Here is a 19,167-nt window from a genome sequence, read left to right on the forward strand (position 1 = left end):
AAGTTGAAAATAAAGGGTTTATTACTAGTACACTCGAAACGCATAAGGCTTGGCGTTGTCTATAGTTTCAGAATTAAAAATAGCACCAAGAGCGACGATAAATGCTGAGTAATATAGCCATAGCATAATGACCACAGCAGCTGAAAGCGCGCCAAACTCAGCACTATAGTTATTAAAGTTTTGCACATAAATTGAAAACAAGATGGACAATATAATCCATAAAACCGTTGCTAGTGCAGCGCCCGGCATTAGTTTTTTGAGGGCGACGGCATCGCGATTTGGGGCTAGACGATAAAGACCTAAAAAGCTTAAGAATATGATACCTGTCAATATGGGCCACCTGCTCCAAAGCGCAATTGTCTTTGCTATCTGAGGGAAAGGGAAGTAGGCCGCCCCCAAAGGAATAATCGCGATAGAGGAGACTGCGATAATCAATACGACTACTGCTGCAAAGGTCAGACCAACTGCGCGGATCGTGCTTTGTACAAAACTGCGCTCTTGAGTGATATGAAACGCAAGGTTAATAAGAATAATTAAAGACTTAATACCTTTAGAACCCGCGTAAAGTGCGAGCAAGGACGATATAAGCAGGCTGAAAGTCAGAGCAGACGTAGTTGTAGAAACCAACTCGCTTAGACGGGAGTTGAGCACTTCATATACTGTATCAGGTATAAATTGACTCAAAAGCGAGATTTGCTCTTGCATCTCGGTAGGAGAGAATGCAAGACCATAAAGCAGTACAAACACAGCCATCACTGGAAAAATTGATGAGAATCCAAAGAAACCTACGCTTGCACAATGCGCCCAAACATTAGAATTATTGGCAATACGCCACGTTTCTAGTAACGTCTGTAGCCAGTTTTTTAACGATTTAGAGGTCAATTTTTTCATAAAAGCAGCTGTTCGTAATAGGGTTGGTAATAGTCATTTCGATGTTGGCTTTATGGTAATACAAAGCGTTTATCAGCACGACTTAAGGCTTCTCACGTTACATCATTGCTCAGTATATAAAGTGGGCAATTGAATGTCAGCGGCATTGAGATAAGCATTAAAAGCAAGTGGCGTACCACAGCTCTGCATAAGGGCAGCCAGTGACTGTACATAGTCATTAGCAGCTTGTGCTTGCTCGGTACGTGCTTTAAGCGATTGCGTTTGTGCTTGCACCACATCAACGGTGGTATTTACACCTTCTTGTAATCCTAAGCGTCGTAGTCGTAATACTTCTGCTGCCAAATCAACATTACTTTGCAGTGCCTGATAGCGTGATTGGGCATTATTAACATCGTGCCAGTTTTTTTCTACCAGTAGCAATAAATTGTCACTGACTTCAATCTCAGAGAGGTCGGCCTGACGAATTTTGGCATTACTGGATGCTAGTGATGCTGCTTTATCGAGTCCGCCCCATAGTTTCCAACTGGCAGATATACCAGCGACCCAGCTTGGATCTTTCTCTACCTGACCATAACCGTATAATAATACCGTAGGCTTGTAGCCCGTATCTGATAGCGCATGTAACTGCTGAGCCTGTGCCCGCTTGGCTGCAACTTTTTGCAGTCCGGGATGGTTGTTTAGTGCCAAGTCCTGAAAGTAGCTCACATCTGGCAGGGGACGACTAGAGACAAACAAAGGTGTGGTTGGTTTAATACGGTAGTCGGTACGTAGTAGACGCTGTAACGCAATCATAGCTAAGCGCGCGTCATTATTCGCATTGACGGATTCGCTTTTGGCATCGGCAAGCGCCGACTGTGCTTCTAGTCTATCGACACGTGAGATAAAACCTTCTTCAAACAAACGCTCGGCCATATGGTCGGTTTGCTGCAATGTATCGTAAGCGTCTTCTCGTAAGTAAGCAGCGATAATCGCTAGCTGTGCCTTAAAATAACGCTCAATTAACGTATTATAAAGCTCATTTTTATCCAGTACGCTATCAGCCATCGCTTCCTGCGTACGTGCATCCGAGGCGCCAGTCAGTGCGTCCGTACGTCCAGCAGTATAAATAGGCCAAACGACACCAAGACCTGCACCCGACGTAGAGCCTGATCGCTTGAAGTTATAAGAGTCGGGAATACGCTCACCGACCAGCTCACCAAAGTCTGGTAAGTCTGCTGTAGGAGGGATTATGTTATCTACGCCATTGTTTACTTCGTTGACGATACCGCTTCTGAGAGAAGATAAATCTATATCCTCATCTAAATGATAGGCACTGGCAGATACTCGAGCAAATACGAGCGGATTGTCGATAGTTCTGAGCGCGTCAGTTTGGTATTCGCTAGCAGCAATCGCTGCTTGATTGGCAGCAATTTTAGGTGATACTTGTACCAGCAGCTTTTGCGCTTGCTCTAAGCTCAAAAAGCTTGAGACGTCTAGTGCGTAGCTATTATCGACTGCTTTATGTGTAATAGGGTCAACAAGCGTAGACAGTGCCTGCGACTCAGCGTTTCGAGGGTTTGGTACTGTATGAAAAGGCGCGACAGCTGGTTTATCATTATCAGTTGGACTATCAGCATCTATGATTTGTGTCACAGCCACTGGTGTAACATCATCTGATACTTCTATACTGTCAGCGGCAGTGCTCGCGTAAGTCATGACAGGCACACTCATGACTGCAACTGTCATCATAGCAGTCGGTAGCGCTGATAAAATGAATTTCATAAGTCACATAAGCCATTAATTAGAATGTAAGGTATTATAAAATAAGGAACAGCACCGATAAGTTTCATTGCTCAGGATATAAAGTTGCTGAACCATTATAGACTATTTGCTAGCTAGCGAAAAAATGATGCTTAAATAAATCATTCATATTCTAATATGAAAATACGGCTATATTAAAAGCGCTAACAAGCGGTCATTCGTCATAAGAGGTACACTGTAGAGCCACAATGGTGACGGGTCAATGCTCAGTATTTTGCTGTTTCCTATTGTGTGACCAGTAGCGGTATGATAGAGGTTTGATTTAATTTTTAAATATCTGTTTATAAGTAACAACATAGCCAACAAGGCGTTTTAGATTCGCGCGATTTATTTTTAGTTGGATTTTGTTTTTAATTTTATTGTTAAAGCATTTAGACAGTAATTAGCAAATAAAAAATGCTCAATAAGTAGCAATTAACAAGAATCAGTCAATGAATAGTCACTAAATGGCTATTAAGTAGAATAAATAATATTAGTAGAGGGTGTGTCATGGCAGGGTATATTTTAGCGTTGGATCAAGGGACCACGTCAAGTCGAGCGATATTGTACGATGATCATGCGCGTCCTATCAAAATGGTACAACAGCCAACGACGCTGCAAACACCAAGAGCTGGATTCGTTGAACAAGATGCACAGCAGATCTGGCAAACTCAGATTAGCTGTGCACATGATGTTATTAATCGGGCAGGGCTGCTTGCCACTGACGTTACCAGTATCGCGATTACCAATCAGCGTGAGTCAATTGTGATGTGGGATAAGCAAACTGGTAAGCCACTGGCTCCTGCCATCATTTGGCAAGACAGGCGCACCGCAAATTATTGTAAGACGCTCGCTGCTGAAAGTGCTGGCAATAGTATGAATGACCCTGTGCATCAGGGCATTGATAGCGTCAACATGGCACATGAAGTACAGCGTATTACAGGTTTGCGTTTAGATCCGTATTTTAGTGCCAGTAAGATTGCTTGGTTACTCGAAAACAATCCGAAGCTGAGTGTACGAGCCAGCAGAGGTGAGATAGCGGTCGGCACGATTGATAGTTGGCTGATTTATAAGCTTACAGGTGGTGAACATGTCATTGATGTGACCAATGCTTCTCGTACATTGTTATTTGATATCCATAAGCTGGCATGGTCAGAGACACTTTGTGACCGTTTTGCTATACCTATGAATATATTGCCTAAAGTACTATCGTCCGACGGTGACTTTGGCAAAACCAAAAAAGGTCTGTTTGCAAAGCAAATACCGATTCAAGCAGTATTGGGTGATCAGCAAGCAGCGCTCTTTGGACAAGGTTGCCTTGATGCAGGCATGGCCAAAAATACTTACGGTACAGGCTGCTTTATGCTAATGAATATTGGCCAACAGCCAAAGTTGAGTGAGCATAAGCTACTAACCACCATCGCATGGCAACGTAAAACGTCACCAATTCGTCCAGACAATTTATCATTTGACCAAATCGTACAGTCAGGCAAACGCATGCTACAGCCGCCCAAAAAGGAAGTCACTTATGCCCTAGAGGGCAGTGTATTTATGGCAGGGGCTATCGTTCAATGGCTGCGTGATAATTTGGGTATGATTCAGCAGAGTAGTGACGTCGAAGACTTAGCCCGTCAAGTAAACAGTAGCGAAGATGTCGTTCTATTACCTGCTTTTACTGGATTGGGCGCGCCTTACTGGCGTTCGGATATTAGCGCTAGCATCACTGGTATGAGCCGTGGCACTACTAAGGCACATATTGCACGCGCTGCATTGGAGGCCGTTGCTTATCAAACCTATGATGTGCTTATCGCTATGCAAAAGGACAGCCCTCATCCTTTGACTGAGCTGAGAGTAGATGGCGGCGCTGCAAATAATGATTTACTCATGCAGTTCCAAGCAGATTTGTTAGGTGTTCCAGTATTACGTCCTAGAGATACAGAGATTACGGCAAAGGGCGCAGCACTCCTCGCAGGACTGAAAACTGGGCTATATGACGAATCGACCATGAAAGCTTCATGGCAGGTAGATCGCGTGTTTGAACCAAGCATGTCGGCTGATACTCGTGAGCGACATCTTGCTAAATGGCAACAAGCTATCAAAAGGTCTCTAATGCCGTTATAAGATTGATTTACTTAGTAAATTTATTGTGATCGTACATTTACAATTACTCAAAGTATGAGGCTGCCGTACACAAATGTGATAAAGATACAGGCTGTAACGCAAGACAATCGCAATACGGACACAGTTTACAAAATCGGCCTATCTGTCTTTACCTATAAATTTTTATACTTCAATTGGATTTAGTAAGACCGCTAATAATTAGCAAATAAATAATTCAATAAATAATAAATAATTTAAGGATAATACTATGAGTAACCATGATGCTATCGATCGCAGTGAAGTAAAACATATGTCAAAAGAGACAAAAGAAGATTTAAATGCAGACATCATTACCGGTGAACCAGGCTCACATCCAGTAGGTACAGGAATCGGCGGTGTAGGCGGTGCAGCAGCAGGTGCAGCTATCGGCACAATGGCAGGTCCATTAGGTACGCTAATTGGTGGTGCTATTGGTGCTATTGTTGGTGGTGGCGCAGGCCATGCAGCAGCTGAAGCCATTGATCCAACTCATGAAGAAGCGTATTGGCGTGCAGAGTATGCAAACGCTGACTATCATAGAGAGGAATACGATTTCGACCGTGACTTGCATCCAGCATATGCAGTCGGTTATGCGAACCGGGCTCGTTATCCAGTAGATGCTCGTTTTGAAGATCATGAAGCAGATTTAGAGCGTTCATGGCATGAAGTAAAAGGTGAGTCTCGTATGGAATGGAACGAAGCGCGTCAAGCATCACGTGATGCATGGAACCGCGTATCATAAGAGAGTTTAAGTAACTAATAAGACGTTTAGGCAAACGGCTTGGCAATCAATGCATTTAGTAATTAGCTAATGTCAGAGATTGCTATACCATTACTTAAAATAGATTAATTGTATGTCCAGTTCTATTAGTAAATCTACTTATCAACATTTATGCTATTTTAAAACTTCCAAAGTTTAACTTTGGGAGTTTTTTTAGGCATAAAATTTGTAGCGTATACACATACGTGAATATTATGCACTATAATAATGAGAACGATGGGGAATATATGAGTAATAACACTGAAGGTCATAAACAGTTTTATATCGCAACGGCAAACCTGCTGAACCTTGCGAACCCTAATCGAACTTATTATGAAAATGCGCCAGCTTATAATGATAAAACCTACGAACATAAGCTGCGAGGTCTTACAGATTTATTGGCTAAAGCGCATGCTGACATTATCGCAGTACAAGAGGTTTGGGATAGTGATGCATTAGAGGCACTGGCTATTTCACTAGGTTTCAAGCCCGAGCATGCGGTCATTCCACTTGCAAGTAATGATAGCGCGAGTATATATACCAAAGGCATGGGTGCACAGAATACACCTGCTGTCGGTATTATCAGCAGATTTGAGCAGTTAGAAACCAGTTTGCTAGAAGATATAGCACCAAAAGCCATTATTGATGTACCTGATATCGGCCCTTATCAACGCTTCAACCGTCCTCCATTAGTGTTACGTGTTGACGCATACGGGCAGCCCATTACTATTATTACAGCGCATCTAAAAAGCAAACGTGCTTTTTTCTTACGCGATGAAAATGGTGACCTATTAGAAGACATGGACGATCCAAATATTCGAGTTCGCGCCAAGCTTCGTAGTTTATGTATGCGCGCGGCAGAAGCGGCCTCTATCCGTATGTCTATCATAGAGCGATTGCAACATACCCGTGAACCATTGATCCTACTGGGCGATATGAATGATGTTACAGGTAGCGTGACTACTCAGTTGATGACAGAAACTGGGGAGGTTAATTACGATAAAAGTATGCGTGATGTCGCACTTTTTGATGCTGCTCGGATTCAAGCAAGATATGGCTGGATGAAAGATGTTGCCTATACCCATATATATCAAGGTATGCCAGAAGTTATCGACCAGTTATTTGTCTCAGAAGAGTTTTTGCCCGATAGTAAGTTTTCGCTCGGTTATGTCGAACGGGTCGATTATTTTAATGATCATTTGAAGTGGGACTATGCCGATAGAGTCACTGATCATGGTATTATAAGGGCGAAAATAAAACTCAATGATTAACTTTATAAAATTAGACGGTTAGCTCTATTAAATTGCTGATCGTAGTATTGTTTTTTAACCTATTCATTTCCCTTGCTTGATAATGTGCAAGCGTTTATGATGCCTCTGCATTGAATATAGTGGTGACCATATAGGCTTTATATTTTAGCCAACAGTCATCATCCTTTATTTGAGGATAAATACTATTCAATGAAGATTATATTTATAAAATAGGGCGCAACATTAAGAGATTCACAATGAGTGATAACAAAGACGAAAAGATTGAAGATGTGTTGGTAGATTCGGAATTGGCAAAAAAGCTTGTACCTAATAAGTTTAAGTTTACTAGCCAACAAGGTCGTGCACGTCGTCAAAAACTATTGGCTGGTGCCAAAAAATTGAGCGAAACGCATGCTATTAACGATATTACGTTAGCAGCTGTGTGTGAAGAAGCGGGTATACCAAGAGCGTCTGCTTACCATTTTTTCCCTAATATTGAAGCAATATTTTTAGCATTGCGTTTTTTGAATGCGATTGAAATATTAGAGATGGTAGAGACGGTCGATATTGGCAACTATGATAGATGGCAAGGGTATTTAACGGCGCTTATCGATCATTGTATTACGATATTCCATAATGATGAGACAAAAGCCAAGCTTATCTATGATACTAATACACCTGATTTTGAAGGCGACAGCTTTGGTGAAGATATGGATCATCAAATTGTTGATTTGGTCTATAAACGTTTGTCAGAGCGTTATGAGATGCCAAACTTCCATGATATCCAAGATACTTTGTTGATTGCTTATAGCATCGTAAATGCTATCTTTACGTTGTCTTATCGCCGTCATCAGAGTATTACTGAAGAGTATATCCAAGAAGCAAATACAGCATTTATTGCGTATTTACGTTGTTACCTACCAGAAAAGTTACCACGTAAAAACCGATAATTGAGCTTACTTTAGACGTAAAAAAGCCGACAAATGTGTCGGCTTTTTTACGTCTAATTTTTAGCATAAGATTAAAAGTTATAGAAAGTCATATTTTTAATAAAACAGCAGTTATTCTAACGGTTAGATGTCAAATCTTGTCCACGGCAAGTATCATCGCTCGCGTCTAAAGGCGAGTACTGCTTATGATAACTGACTATTGACTTCTCTAGCGCTACATTGGTCTGTGAGTCATTGGCATTGACGTAAGCTTCGCGGGCTTGTTCAAGCCAGCGATCGGCCATACGAAAATGCATACCAGATTCGCGCCAGCCTCGCGCGCATTGATTGGTTGCTGCCCAAATCAAAGCCACTTCACTAAATGCCATCTCACGTGGTGCTGATGCTATGCCATCGCCGTCTTTAAGTGCGCTTAACGTTGCCCATAGATCAGGACGCATTAGAGCAGAGGTAGACGGAATATCTTGATGCAAGCCCAAGTCTTGTACCGTGTCATTATCTAGCGCTTGCAATATAGGCTCTGCCATTTCTAACGCAACTTGACTAGCAGATGAGCGGCTATTCATACTGTCTTGATGGATGGCATAGTTCAACCACGCTTGCGCTTTATATGCGAAATACTGTTGAGCTGCTGTCTTGTCTTTTTGCTGATAGGGTTTTAACTGCGTGACCATACAATTTAATAGGCGCTGTTGTTCGCTTTGATATCTATAAGAGTGTGCCTGAGTCTGACTATCATCGTGGCAATATTCAGCCATGCTAGTTGAGTTAGCCATTCGGACAGTCTCACCCTTAGCTAAAGCTGGCTGCATAAAGGTTAACGAAAATAAAGCTGATAGTGTAACGCATATTGAGCGCTTGAAAGGTGCTGCATTGATGGATGAATCAAACATGGTGTAAACCTTATGTTAAGGTAATAAACGTTGGTATTATTTACCATTACTAGGGCTGACTTAATTGTTTATTGAATGACAAAATAATTTGCCATAAGACAATCATGATACTGTCTTAAAGATGTACTTACGACAGTATCATTAGTATCAAACAATTAAAATGCAGAATTGCTGCTTAGACGTTGGTTCTTACGTGGGTCTTCACGTTTGAATAAATCTTCATCAAATTTAAAGCGCAATCTAAAGTAAGCACCTTGCTGAGTACTGTCATCATAAGCAATATCTTCATCTTCAAAGCCCATGAAATTATAACCAAGTGATAACCAAAGGTTGGTCATTGGGCTATAACCCACTTCTGCACCAAGCATATAAGCTAAGTCATTTGCCTGATCATTCCAGTAAGTACCTGCTTGTAAACCAATATCCCAGCGCTCACTGATGTCATAAAGACCGCGGCCATAAACAGCGTGAGCCGTGTTATCGCTGGTTAAGCTGTCTGCTTCGTATTCTGTATACTTACCAGCATACCGTCCAGACAACGTCAACGGACGCGTAGGATGGTAATTACCATTCCATGACCAAATCATGGTGTCTTTTTGGTAAGCGTCATCGCCAGTATTATTATCATCCAAACGATATTCGAATTTTGCAAGCATATCTAACTGATTGCTATCGTAGTCACGATATGCAGCACCTAGCTGAAAACGATTGATAGTGCGATCGCCATCACTATAGTCAGTGCGTGAGTAGATGTCTTTAGCTAAGAAAGTAACCTCATCGGTATAGCGATAGGCGATACCAGCGCTACCAAGTAGCGTATCACTTGTTTCGCCCCAACGTTTTTCAATACGTCCTGATGCCTTATAGTTCTCTTTGGCAAGATATTCAACACCGATACCTGCCGCTGTTGCAGTGTTACTTTCTTCACCTTCCAGAGATTCAACACGCTCAAATAAAGTATTTAAAGTTAAACCTTCTTGAACATACCACTTGTTTTTTAGACCGATGGCTGCTTCTGCCTCACGTGCACTAATGGCATCGCGCATGCGGTATTCGCTATAAACCTTACCATCTTTCATGTAAGTCGCGTCAAAACCAACAGTGGTACGTTGACGCTCATCTGTATCATCAAGACCATAAGTACCAGATAGGCTGTTGATCAAATCATGACGAGCGTATAGACGACCCAAGTCCCCAAGTGCTGTCTCACCGCCGATAGAAGTTGCATTACGTGAGCTATTTTCGATATCTTGCTCATATTCTGCAAATACCAAGCTATCATTCAACTTAGGTAGACGAGAGGTAATACGAGCACGAACAGTCGTACCTTCAATATCTTCTTCAGCGTTACTAACGCTGCTTAACGCTGACTGATTGATGATGTCATCATTAAACAGAGTGTCGTCTGTAATATCTACAACGTCTGTCGCCGCTTGAGTATTACGTGAGGCAGCAGTCGCGTCTTGTTTGTAATAACGAACCCCAATTTCACCAACGATGTTTTCACTTAAACGATGCTCAACGCTTGCTTGCACGCCTTCGCGGCTAGCGTCAGTAGTATGCTCTTCTGTGCGTATGCCTTCTAATTTAAGAGCAGTTTTCTTATCATTTAGAGTATGAGTAACCTCTACACCAGATTCAGTACGTCCAGCCGTAAGCGGTGATGCACCAGTGACAAAACCTTCATCAGCATCATTATAATAAGCTTTAGCTCGCGTATTTTTCTTATTATCAAAATCAAGCTCAATACGTAGTGCGTTACCTTCAACATCACTATCAGTCAGTTCTGCCGCGTTGATTTGATTACTTGACTGAAAATTTGGGTTTTCAGCTTTGTTCATCGCATATTCTGCGACTAGCTTTAGCTTATCATTGAATTTAACAACACTATTAACACTAGCCAACTCTTCTTTGTTCAGTGGGTCATCGCTATTCACATAGCTACCACCGATGGCGACTTTATCCGTCAGTTGTTGCTTCGCGGCAATACCACCGACGAAGTAATCTTCACCGCCTTCATCAACTTCGACAGTGACACGGATATAGATAGGATTGCCTTCGATGTCTTGACTAGCAATCGGTGCAGTTAAGAATAAGCTGCGGCTGATAGGGTCGATCTCATAATCAGCAAAGCGAGTAAGCGTCTCACGATTGATAATAAGCCCAGGGTTGTTAGCGTCACGAGTAATAACTTCAACCGTTTCAGAGTTTTCTAATACCGCATCGAAGTTCTCAGCCAATGGATATGGGCCTGAAATACCCAAACCGCGAGTCTCATTTACACGTTGGCTAGTACTGGTTTCTGCTAAAAAGGCAGTAACACGAGTGTTGCTATCTTCAAATTGAGCCTTTAGACCAGTTAATGTACGGTTGTATTGACCAAGCTTGATACCTTCGTCGTCATCAATCTGAGTTTTTAAATCACCATACATAGCGAACGAACGGCCTTTATCAAGGCGCACGTAAAGCTTGCTAGTAGACTGCGCATCGAAGCCTTTAGCTGATGAATCGCCATAGACAGGATAGTATTCGCCAGGCTCGATATCACGGAACAAACGCTCGCCTTTTTTATCACTATCATATGCAAGCGTAAGCAGATAGTCGCCGCGTACTTTTCCTTTTAGGAACATCGCGGCACGACCAGAAGCTGTGTAATCATCGTTACCAGCAAAGTCATTTAGCTCTTGTTCAAATGCACCTTGAGCATCGGTAATGCTGCTACCGTCAAAGTCTTTTAGTGAAATAACACCTTCTACAATACCAACAGCAAGTAGTGGACGTAGTTGAGCAGTAAACTGTAACGGAATGATTTGTTTGCTGCTACCAGTGTCAATTACTAGCTCGCCCTTACCTGGTACGCTAGGTGCAATTACGGGTATTAATAGCTCACCACCAGAAACAGTGATTTGAGTGCCTGCTTTATCTTGACTGTCATCCTTTAGATTGATACGACCGATATTAGTATCAAGCGTAAGAGAAGTAGTACCAATATAAGGACGATTATCGCGATCTTTTAGGCTGATGACGACTTGGTATTCACTAATGCCATCAGCTGGAACTAACTGTGCTTGAGTACGGTAGTCGATAGCTTGTAAGCTATCAGGAGTTAATACCTTAATCGTCTGCTCAGAGATGACCTGACCATTTATATCAGTCGCAACACCACGTAAGGTGTTCTTGCCGCGCTGTAAATCAACAGCATAGTAATCGAAAGCCGTTACATTCTGTTTTTCTTGCTCAGCAGTTTTACCGATCTTCTGTTCTGATACAGCTTTGCCGTTGGCATATAGTGTGAACACAGACCCAAGCGGTGCCTGAACCTGTACCATTTGTTTATAAGTGCTAAGCTGCTGACCTTCGTTCAGGTTAATGAAGGCAACATCGTTACTCGCCACTTCTTTCAAGTATTCTTCGAGCTCTTTTTCTACTGGCGGAGCAACAGTGGTCACTGTCATATCAACACGGCTATCTATTGGATTGACCATTTCATTAACGATAGCCGAATCACAGTTATTACCAAGGTCTAAGTCACCATTGATGTTACAACCACTAGCATCTACATTGTCAGTAGTATCGGTATCATAATCAGGATCTAAAGTCAGCTCGGTTTTTACCGCTTGCTCTAACGTGTCATTTTTAGCTTCTACTAATTTGCTACGAGCAATTAGCTCAGCGTTTAAGCGCTCAGTGCTATCTGCCATGCCACCGACGATTGCAAAATCCGCACGATGTAATTCGCCGTACTTCAAATCAACAAAACGACTACCGGCATCACCAGCATTACGATTGCTTTGGGTAACCAGTTCAGTCTCTCTAGGGATAGTAGTACGATCGACCTTTAGTACGTGTGTTTTGGCACTGATACCATAGAAGTTATATTTACCTTCAGGATCAGTCACGATGAAGTTGCCGTTCTCCATATAGATACGTACACCAGCGACACCAAGCTCGCCGTCTTCTTTTTGCTGAATACCGTCGCGGTTGATATCATGATAGACCTTACCAACGATAATACCATCAGTATTCATAACGCCGCGCTCTACATCAATCTTCCACTGCGCTTCTCTTGAGCTTACGCTTTGACCTTGTTCATTTCTAGCAATTGCGGTGGCGCGGTTAATACCATCGCCGCCTAGCGATGACGCACCGATGAGCACACGATAAGTAACTTTTTTACTTTCGCCAACTGCCATGTTTCCTAAGTTCAATACCTGATATTTACCATCAGCTTTAAACTCAGTGGTCTGCGCTTGGTTGATATCAATATCAGTCGTTGGACTAACACGTACACTGTTCTCAACGTAGTCAAAACCACGTGGTAAAGCGTCTTTTAGTTGTACATCGTAAGCAGTCGATTTGCCGTTATTGGTAATATCGATGGTATAGCTGACATAATTACCAAGCTCTGCAGTTTTGACATCGCTTTCTTTAGTGACAACCAAACTGGCACTATTATCAATTATACTTACTTGAGAACTCAGATCCTCGATAACTACAGTAAAATCGCTATTACTTGGTAGCTGATCAGCATCTGTACCAACAGAAGGAGCAATACACGCTTCTAGACTAGCAGTTAAAGTATCGTTAGCTAATGTCTGAATGAACTTATCATTAATAGCATTGGCGTTGTTTTGTGTCGGTGCAGTTAGACGATATTTGCCTGTATTATTACCAGTTTCAATTCCTTTAAGAGAATAGGTATCACCTGTTGCAGGAGACTTAACGGTAATCCATACTTGATCAGGCTTATCAGATTGTACATTACAGTGCGCGTAACTGGCATCAATATAAACGTTGTCGCCGATTTGTGAGGTAGTTTTAGTACCGTCAAATTGAGGCGTGGTAAAGTTGATTTTAGGTTCAACAATAACCAGTCTGTCAATTGCTTCGACAGCTGCTATTGATGGATCTTCTAGTATGATAGCGCCAATCTTTACATCAGCGGTATCGCCATCTTCACCCTCGGCATCTGATAGAGCCTGTACGATAAGCTGAATACTCTCACTCTGACCAAGTTTGATCTGAGCGCTCAGGTTATCGAGCATGATTTGTCGATCTTCTGAATCGACTTCTCCGTTATTATTAAGATCTTGATAGACCTTTAAATTAGAAACAGTTGGTGATATAGCAAGTGTCAGCTCAACAGTCTGACTACTATAGCCAATATTACTAAGAACATTGACCCAATTCACCAATGTATTGGGTGCGACAGTACGCAAGGGTTGCTGAGTTAAATTAATACCATATTCAGGTAAGGTAGAGGCTTTGACTTGAACTTGGTTTGAAATGCCATTTTGTTCAATAGAATCGACGTCATAAGTTGCATTAGCAATGTTATTGATAGTTTGTACGAGAGTGCTAGGCGCAGCAGACGCCATATTTGATTGCATAAGCAACATTGCAGCTGTCAGCGCAGAGATCTTCGCTGTATGCAACGTAGTACGATTAGACGTTGAGTATGTAGTCATATGTCGCTTATCCAATAAAACATAGAAGAGTAGGTTAGTAACGCTCCAGTTTGGCTAACCAAAAACGATTAGGTCAAGCTGGAGCGTTAGACTATAAGTGTCTTGTGACGCTTATAGTCTTTGAAATATTAAATATAAATTAACGATCGTTTTTGATTTTGATTTTAAAAGTCAAGGTGCCAACGCCGCCAGGAACTATAGTAAAGTTAGTGCCAAGAACAGCAGCACTAGTCGTACTAGGCGTGCCTGCAGTAGATGAAGCAGTCGCAGAAGTAGCAGGTGAACCAGCTACTAAATTTGCACCAGCTGAGAAGTTAGACAACAAATCCGAGATGGTTAAAGCGTTAAGATTAAAACCTAACGCTGTTGAAGAAGTGTTAGTTGCCTGAATACGATAGATGACACATTGATCAGGTTTCGCCTCGAGCGCAGTCTGAACAAAGGTACTTGCAGCAACCGTACCTGAACAAGTCTCATCTAATGCTTGAGACTTCACTAAAGTTAAGCCTCTAACGTTAGTCGTATCAGTCACTGAAGTAACAGCAGGTGGATTAATACCAGCAGGCGTTAGCGTTACAACAGAAGTTTCAGTGCTACCAACAGCTGCAGCATCATCAACAGTTGCAGGAGCAGCTACATTGCCAGACGACACATTGTAGTTGATCGCTAATTTGCCACCAGGTGCAATACCATTTGGAAATTGAGCAGTTGGTAGTGTAGTGCTATTAAGAGTATATGTATTACCACCAGCAACGGTAGGTTGCAGTGTTATAGTAACCGGGGCTCCACCACCAGGCGGCGTATAAGTAGCACTAACAGGACCAGTAACCGGTCTGACACCCACATTATTGCCACCATCGGCAATAGTGAAAGTCAATGGGTTAGCATTGGTACCTTCAGCATCTTGACCGCTGTTAGTAATGAGAGTTGAATGAGTCGCTTGACTAGCAGTACCTGAGGCAGGGGGAACTTCTCTAGTCGTTGGATTGCTCACTACAACCGCTCGTCTGGTAAAGTTAGTCACACCAGCAGTATCTATACCAGCGCCGTTACCTTCACCTGCATCATCAGGTATTCTAGTAACGCCTATAGTGCTATCTGTACTATCCAAAATGTTATAGTCAGTATCAAGTACAGGAGCAGCAATTAACGGACTAACCGGACCGATGAACTTATCGTAGACTTCTGCGTTGTTAGTTACTGAACTATTAGCAGCTGTAAACTGAGTTTTATCGACGTTAACCGTGAAAGTAATCGTGCGACTTGCGCCAACGGCTAAGTTCGCTACGGCAACATTAATAGCTTGTCGAGTACCAACAGTAGAGATCGTCGCGGTACCAGCACCAGTTACGGTCACATCTGATGCTGTGCCACTAGGCAAGCTCAAACCTGCAGGAAGGACATCTCGGATGACAAAATCAGTCGCAGCAGTACTATAGTCAGTAGTCGCGTTAGTGACTACGATACTATAAGCAATCTGTGGGTTAGCGACTGTCAAATCGACAGTACTGGTCGCTGTTTTTGTAATTTTGAAGGTAGGCAATCTCACGATAGTTTGGTTTTCGTTCACCAATGTCGCATTTGCTGGAAGATTAGCAGTAAAGAAAGTACTGGTCGCTGTTAATGTGCCTACACCTTTGTCATTACCGTTACGATCGTCTGGTGTAGCTGCTTCGTAGCTTAAGTTAGCTCTAGTACCTGGCTGTAGTCTAATAGTACCACCATTTGCTAGGGTACCTGTCTGTGCCTGACCATTCAAAGCGGTAACTTGAGCAGGAGTCAAAGCAGTACCGTCTGCTTGTACAATAGTAAACGTAACAGGCGCAGTACCCAGAGCATAGTCTGGCGTAGCTGTTACTAGGGCTGAGTCATTACCTGTGGTATTAACGGTATAAGTATCTGTCACGTTACCCGTATTGGTTAAAGCATGAGTAAAAGTAGTCGTACCACCTGGCGTAGCAGATCTATTAACAGCAGTATCGTTACCAATGCTACCATCATCAACAGTCGATACGAGTGCAAAGTTAGCTGTTTCGCTAACACTTACAGTCACCGTGTTAGAAGTAACGTTCGGCTGAGCAATGCCAGCAACGCTATAGTTTGCGGTTGCGACGTTGGTAATCGGTGCTGCTCCTGCACTAATACCACCAGTAGTATTAGGAGTAGCTGCATTAGCGGCAGTAGAGATGCCCATTGCAGCCACAACACCTACGGCTAATACTGAATATTTGAAAGAATTTGGTTTCATGCAGTAGATCTCCGAAAGATTAAATCAGTAAGGATGAAGGGTTATTTGTTAACGACAGTATTAAGGGCAACAGCTGCTGCCTTTTTTGCGGGTAGTAGTTTGATGTTCCAGCGTAGCGTACGGTATTCGGAGTAGGGTACTTTGACCATTTTGCCATCGACCTTGCGCATTAGCGGCATATCAGCGTAGTTTTTACCATCAGTGCTGGCTTGTGCGCTGGCAGGGTTTGCCTCACCAGTAAAGGTCATGTTTGCAGGGACAGGCAATGTCACCATCAGATCATTAATGTCTTTATTAATGGTATTGGTATAAGTTGCTTTGTATTGAATGACAGTACCAGCTGGTGCTGTACGTACTGGTGAATAGACTGTTTTGCCGTCCGCATTCTTAATGACCTGATTAGCAGTCAGTTCCATTTTTAGAGCGTCGTCAGCATGAGCAGTACCTAGCAAACAAGCAGAGGCAAAAGTTGCTAGCATGACATTATGTAATAGGTTAAAACGTTTCATATAAAATCCTTTCTTAGAACATGACTATCAGTAAAAAGCGAACGTCGTATATCATGATGGAGGAGCTAGTAATCTAATATCATTCGTCGTTTTAAAAGGCATCTACCTCCTTTTCTTGTATTTTCACGTAATTAATACAATTAATCATCACAAAAATGACAACTGGCATTTTGGAGTATACAAACGGTAAAAGCCCTGTCTGGTTAGACAGGGCTTGAGTAAATGTTTAATAAACAGGTGTTTAGTTACTAATGATAGTACCATATTTAGTATTAAAACGAATGGCCTGACGGCGAGTGGCTGTAGTAGCACCTAAAGAAAAAGTATTGGTGGTAACTGTACCGTTGTTACCAATAGATACTGAATTTGTTGCAAATGATGGAGTGCCACTATTTTCACCAATAGGTGTTGGATTGACTAAGGTAGAGGTAATCAATGAATTATTAGAGTCATTTTTACTCTGTAGCGTATCCTTAATAACAATATCTGCTAACGAAATATTACCGCGATTTGTAGCTTCAATTCTATAAGCGATACATTGTCCAGGGATAATGTTAGATATTGGTTTTGTACTATACGCACTACTAGCACTACCGTCATAATTAACACCAATTGTGGCAAGGTTATTTAGGCTACAGTCATGGACATACTGACTTTTGATTAATACCAACGCAGCATTTTCTTGAACAACATCACCAAAATCATTGCTAGGGTAATTGTATTTACTGTTAGTAATGTCTATTTGTAGGAAGTTGCTCGTAGTATCTACAGAATATGTATAGTTGCTAGGCTCATTTTGAGTAACGCAAAGCCTTGTATAACTACCTACTTGTGCTGGCGTCAAGCTAAAACTATAGGTTCCATCATTACCAATGTTTACCGTCTGAGGTGAGAACGTACCACTATCACCTGTACATTTGTTTAGAGTAATGGTATGACCCGTAGTAAAGGGAATACCAGATTCAGTTGGTGAATCGTATTTGCCATTGAAATAAAGACTATTATTTAGGTATTTGCTAGATATATCGTCCTTAGACGGACTTAAGACATTACCATTATCGTTAAATACGGTGCCTGAGAACACATAGTTTGCAGTATTAGTAATAGTACAAGTAATATCATCGCCATAAGTGGCATTACTAAGCGTAAATGAACGAGTCTTGCCTGAGGCGCTATAGCTCATTGCTGAGGTAGGCATGACTGTAGTACTACCTGACGTAGCATTACTACAAATATAAGTCGCATTATAGTTCGCTATATCACCTAAGGTTGTGCCATTCATCACACGCTCAGTAATGGTATAACTTGTGCTATCTGCTAATGTAAGCGTTGCACTGGTTCCGTTAGTGATGGTCGAGCCTGTACCAGTAGTAGTAAAGCTATTAGCAGCTAATGATCCACCACTAACTGCTATTTCAAATTGGTCGTTAGTGTTGACACGTGTACTATTCAACGCTTTTTTTACGATGAGCTTAGGCGGTGCCAGACAGAAATAGAAGTCTGAATAACCTACTAAATGATCACCAGTTGACGTTGTCGTGGAGGCACCAGAGTATGGATTACCATGTGTGGTTACAAATGGCGTATTTGCTGATTGGGCTTCCCATTCAATATTAAAATTACATGGACTACTAGGACTACAGTTTGCCCACTGGTTTGCAGTAATCGTTTTATTCGAATTGGATACAGTAAAGTTGTTAGCGAAATTGCTAAAAGAACCACCTGTAGTAACAATTGATACGGACTCAGTGTATCTTCCAGCAGCATTTGCATCTAAGTCTTGAACGACAAAACCGTATTTTGTAACGGGTTTATTAATAGTGGCCGTCAACCTGTGATTCACATCAATTTTTTCGCTGCTATGACGCATGTTAAGAGCATTGGTAGTAACACCAGCAAAACTGCTAACTTCTGGATAGCCAGTCCTAATAAAGTTAATATCAGAAAAAGATAAGACGAGTTTAAGACCACTGTCAAAGCTATAAGTGGTACTAGAGTTGCCTGCTGCTGACCAACTCAAGGTGGCCTTAGGCGCTGTTGTAGTACTCTTAGAGCCTAAGTAATACATAGCATGTCCACTTGGACATACAGGAGCAGCTTCAGCAAAAGCTACATTGCTAATCAAAAACATAGGAATAGCAGCTAGCAATGTCATTATCTGACATATATATCTATTGAATAAATGCTTTTTTGTTGAATTCAAAAGTCGCTGTACTTGTCGCATCTCAATATTCCTATGTACTAAAGCCTAATGTAAACGTTTATTTACCAAAAAAAATT

General features: G+C 41.9%; 11 protein-coding genes. 4 read left to right on the forward strand and 7 right to left on the reverse strand.

The window, feature by feature from the left end; genetic code table 11:
• Positions 1-24 precede the first annotated feature (24 nt).
• Both CXF69_RS02930 and CXF69_RS02935 read right to left on the reverse strand, forming a co-directional pair.
• A complete protein-coding gene (locus CXF69_RS02930) occupies positions 25-891 on the reverse strand; it encodes a YihY/virulence factor BrkB family protein (protein ID WP_101205435.1) in 867 nt (288 codons plus the stop codon).
• A 102-nt stretch (positions 892-993) separates the two neighbouring features.
• Complete coding sequence (locus CXF69_RS02935; protein WP_101205434.1) at positions 994-2,652, reverse strand: TolC family protein; 1,659 nt, start codon at positions 2,650-2,652, stop codon at positions 994-996.
• A gap of 528 nt (positions 2,653-3,180) precedes the next feature.
• On the opposite strand from CXF69_RS02935, the gene glpK reads away from it, so the two are divergent.
• The 4 genes from glpK to CXF69_RS02955 all read left to right on the forward strand — a co-directional run bounded on the left by glpK (position 3,181) and on the right by CXF69_RS02955 (position 7,769).
• On the forward strand, positions 3,181-4,791 hold the full coding sequence (glpK, locus tag CXF69_RS02940) for a glycerol kinase GlpK (RefSeq protein WP_101205433.1): 1,611 nt from the start codon (positions 3,181-3,183) through the stop codon (positions 4,789-4,791).
• 247 nt (positions 4,792-5,038) lie between these two features.
• Entirely contained in the window at positions 5,039-5,551 is a 513-nt protein-coding gene (locus CXF69_RS02945) for a hypothetical protein (RefSeq protein ID WP_057759401.1), read from the forward strand.
• Positions 5,552-5,817: 266 nt separating this feature from the next.
• Positions 5,818-6,840, forward strand: a complete 1,023-nt coding sequence (locus CXF69_RS02950; protein ID WP_102078797.1) for an endonuclease/exonuclease/phosphatase family protein — start codon at positions 5,818-5,820, stop codon at positions 6,838-6,840.
• A 236-nt stretch (positions 6,841-7,076) separates the two neighbouring features.
• The gene (locus CXF69_RS02955; RefSeq protein ID WP_101205430.1) at positions 7,077-7,769 is read left to right on the forward strand and encodes a TetR/AcrR family transcriptional regulator; all 693 of its coding nucleotides are present in this window, start codon (positions 7,077-7,079) and stop codon (positions 7,767-7,769) included.
• Between the two features lie 116 nt (positions 7,770-7,885).
• Here CXF69_RS02955 and CXF69_RS02960 read toward each other — a convergent pair whose 3' ends face one another.
• The 5 genes from CXF69_RS02960 to CXF69_RS02980 all read right to left on the reverse strand — a co-directional run bounded on the left by CXF69_RS02960 (position 7,886) and on the right by CXF69_RS02980 (position 19,042).
• Positions 7,886-8,662, reverse strand: coding sequence for a hypothetical protein (locus CXF69_RS02960; RefSeq protein WP_102078796.1), 777 nt, complete (start codon positions 8,660-8,662; stop codon positions 7,886-7,888).
• A gap of 155 nt (positions 8,663-8,817) precedes the next feature.
• Positions 8,818-14,130 (reverse strand): DUF11 domain-containing protein, encoded by a 5,313-nt coding sequence (locus tag CXF69_RS02965; RefSeq protein ID WP_102078795.1) that lies wholly within the window; start codon positions 14,128-14,130, stop codon positions 8,818-8,820.
• A gap of 139 nt (positions 14,131-14,269) precedes the next feature.
• Positions 14,270-16,378 carry a beta strand repeat-containing protein gene (locus CXF69_RS02970; protein WP_102078794.1) on the reverse strand — a complete coding sequence of 703 codons (2,109 nt, stop codon included), beginning with the start codon at positions 16,376-16,378 and terminating at the stop codon, positions 14,270-14,272.
• A gap of 41 nt (positions 16,379-16,419) precedes the next feature.
• Positions 16,420-16,887, reverse strand: a complete 468-nt coding sequence (locus tag CXF69_RS02975) for a hypothetical protein (protein WP_102078793.1) — start codon at positions 16,885-16,887, stop codon at positions 16,420-16,422.
• Positions 16,888-17,128: 241 nt separating this feature from the next.
• The gene (locus CXF69_RS02980; protein WP_180952665.1) at positions 17,129-19,042 is read right to left on the reverse strand and encodes a hypothetical protein; all 1,914 of its coding nucleotides are present in this window, start codon (positions 19,040-19,042) and stop codon (positions 17,129-17,131) included.
• Positions 19,043-19,167 lie beyond the last annotated feature (125 nt).

The organism is Psychrobacter sp. Choline-02u-9, from assembly GCF_002836505.1.
In the GTDB taxonomy this organism is placed as follows: domain Bacteria; phylum Pseudomonadota; class Gammaproteobacteria; order Pseudomonadales; family Moraxellaceae; genus Psychrobacter.

Coding starts and splice junctions, on each gene's coding strand:
- CXF69_RS02930 (WP_101205435.1), bottom strand. CDS start 891: ATGAAAAAATTGACCTCTAAATCGTTAAAAAACTGGCTACAGACGTTA.
- CXF69_RS02935 (WP_101205434.1), bottom strand. CDS start 2,652: ATGAAATTCATTTTATCAGCGCTACCGACTGCTATGATGACAGTTGCA.
- glpK (WP_101205433.1), top strand. CDS start 3,181: ATGGCAGGGTATATTTTAGCGTTGGATCAAGGGACCACGTCAAGTCGA.
- CXF69_RS02945 (WP_057759401.1), top strand. CDS start 5,039: ATGAGTAACCATGATGCTATCGATCGCAGTGAAGTAAAACATATGTCA.
- CXF69_RS02950 (WP_102078797.1), top strand. CDS start 5,818: ATGAGTAATAACACTGAAGGTCATAAACAGTTTTATATCGCAACGGCA.
- CXF69_RS02955 (WP_101205430.1), top strand. CDS start 7,077: ATGAGTGATAACAAAGACGAAAAGATTGAAGATGTGTTGGTAGATTCG.
- CXF69_RS02960 (WP_102078796.1), bottom strand. CDS start 8,662: ATGTTTGATTCATCCATCAATGCAGCACCTTTCAAGCGCTCAATATGC.
- CXF69_RS02965 (WP_102078795.1), bottom strand. CDS start 14,130: ATGACTACATACTCAACGTCTAATCGTACTACGTTGCATACAGCGAAG.
- CXF69_RS02970 (WP_102078794.1), bottom strand. CDS start 16,378: ATGAAACCAAATTCTTTCAAATATTCAGTATTAGCCGTAGGTGTTGTG.
- CXF69_RS02975 (WP_102078793.1), bottom strand. CDS start 16,887: ATGAAACGTTTTAACCTATTACATAATGTCATGCTAGCAACTTTTGCC.
- CXF69_RS02980 (WP_180952665.1), bottom strand. CDS start 19,042: ATGACATTGCTAGCTGCTATTCCTATGTTTTTGATTAGCAATGTAGCT.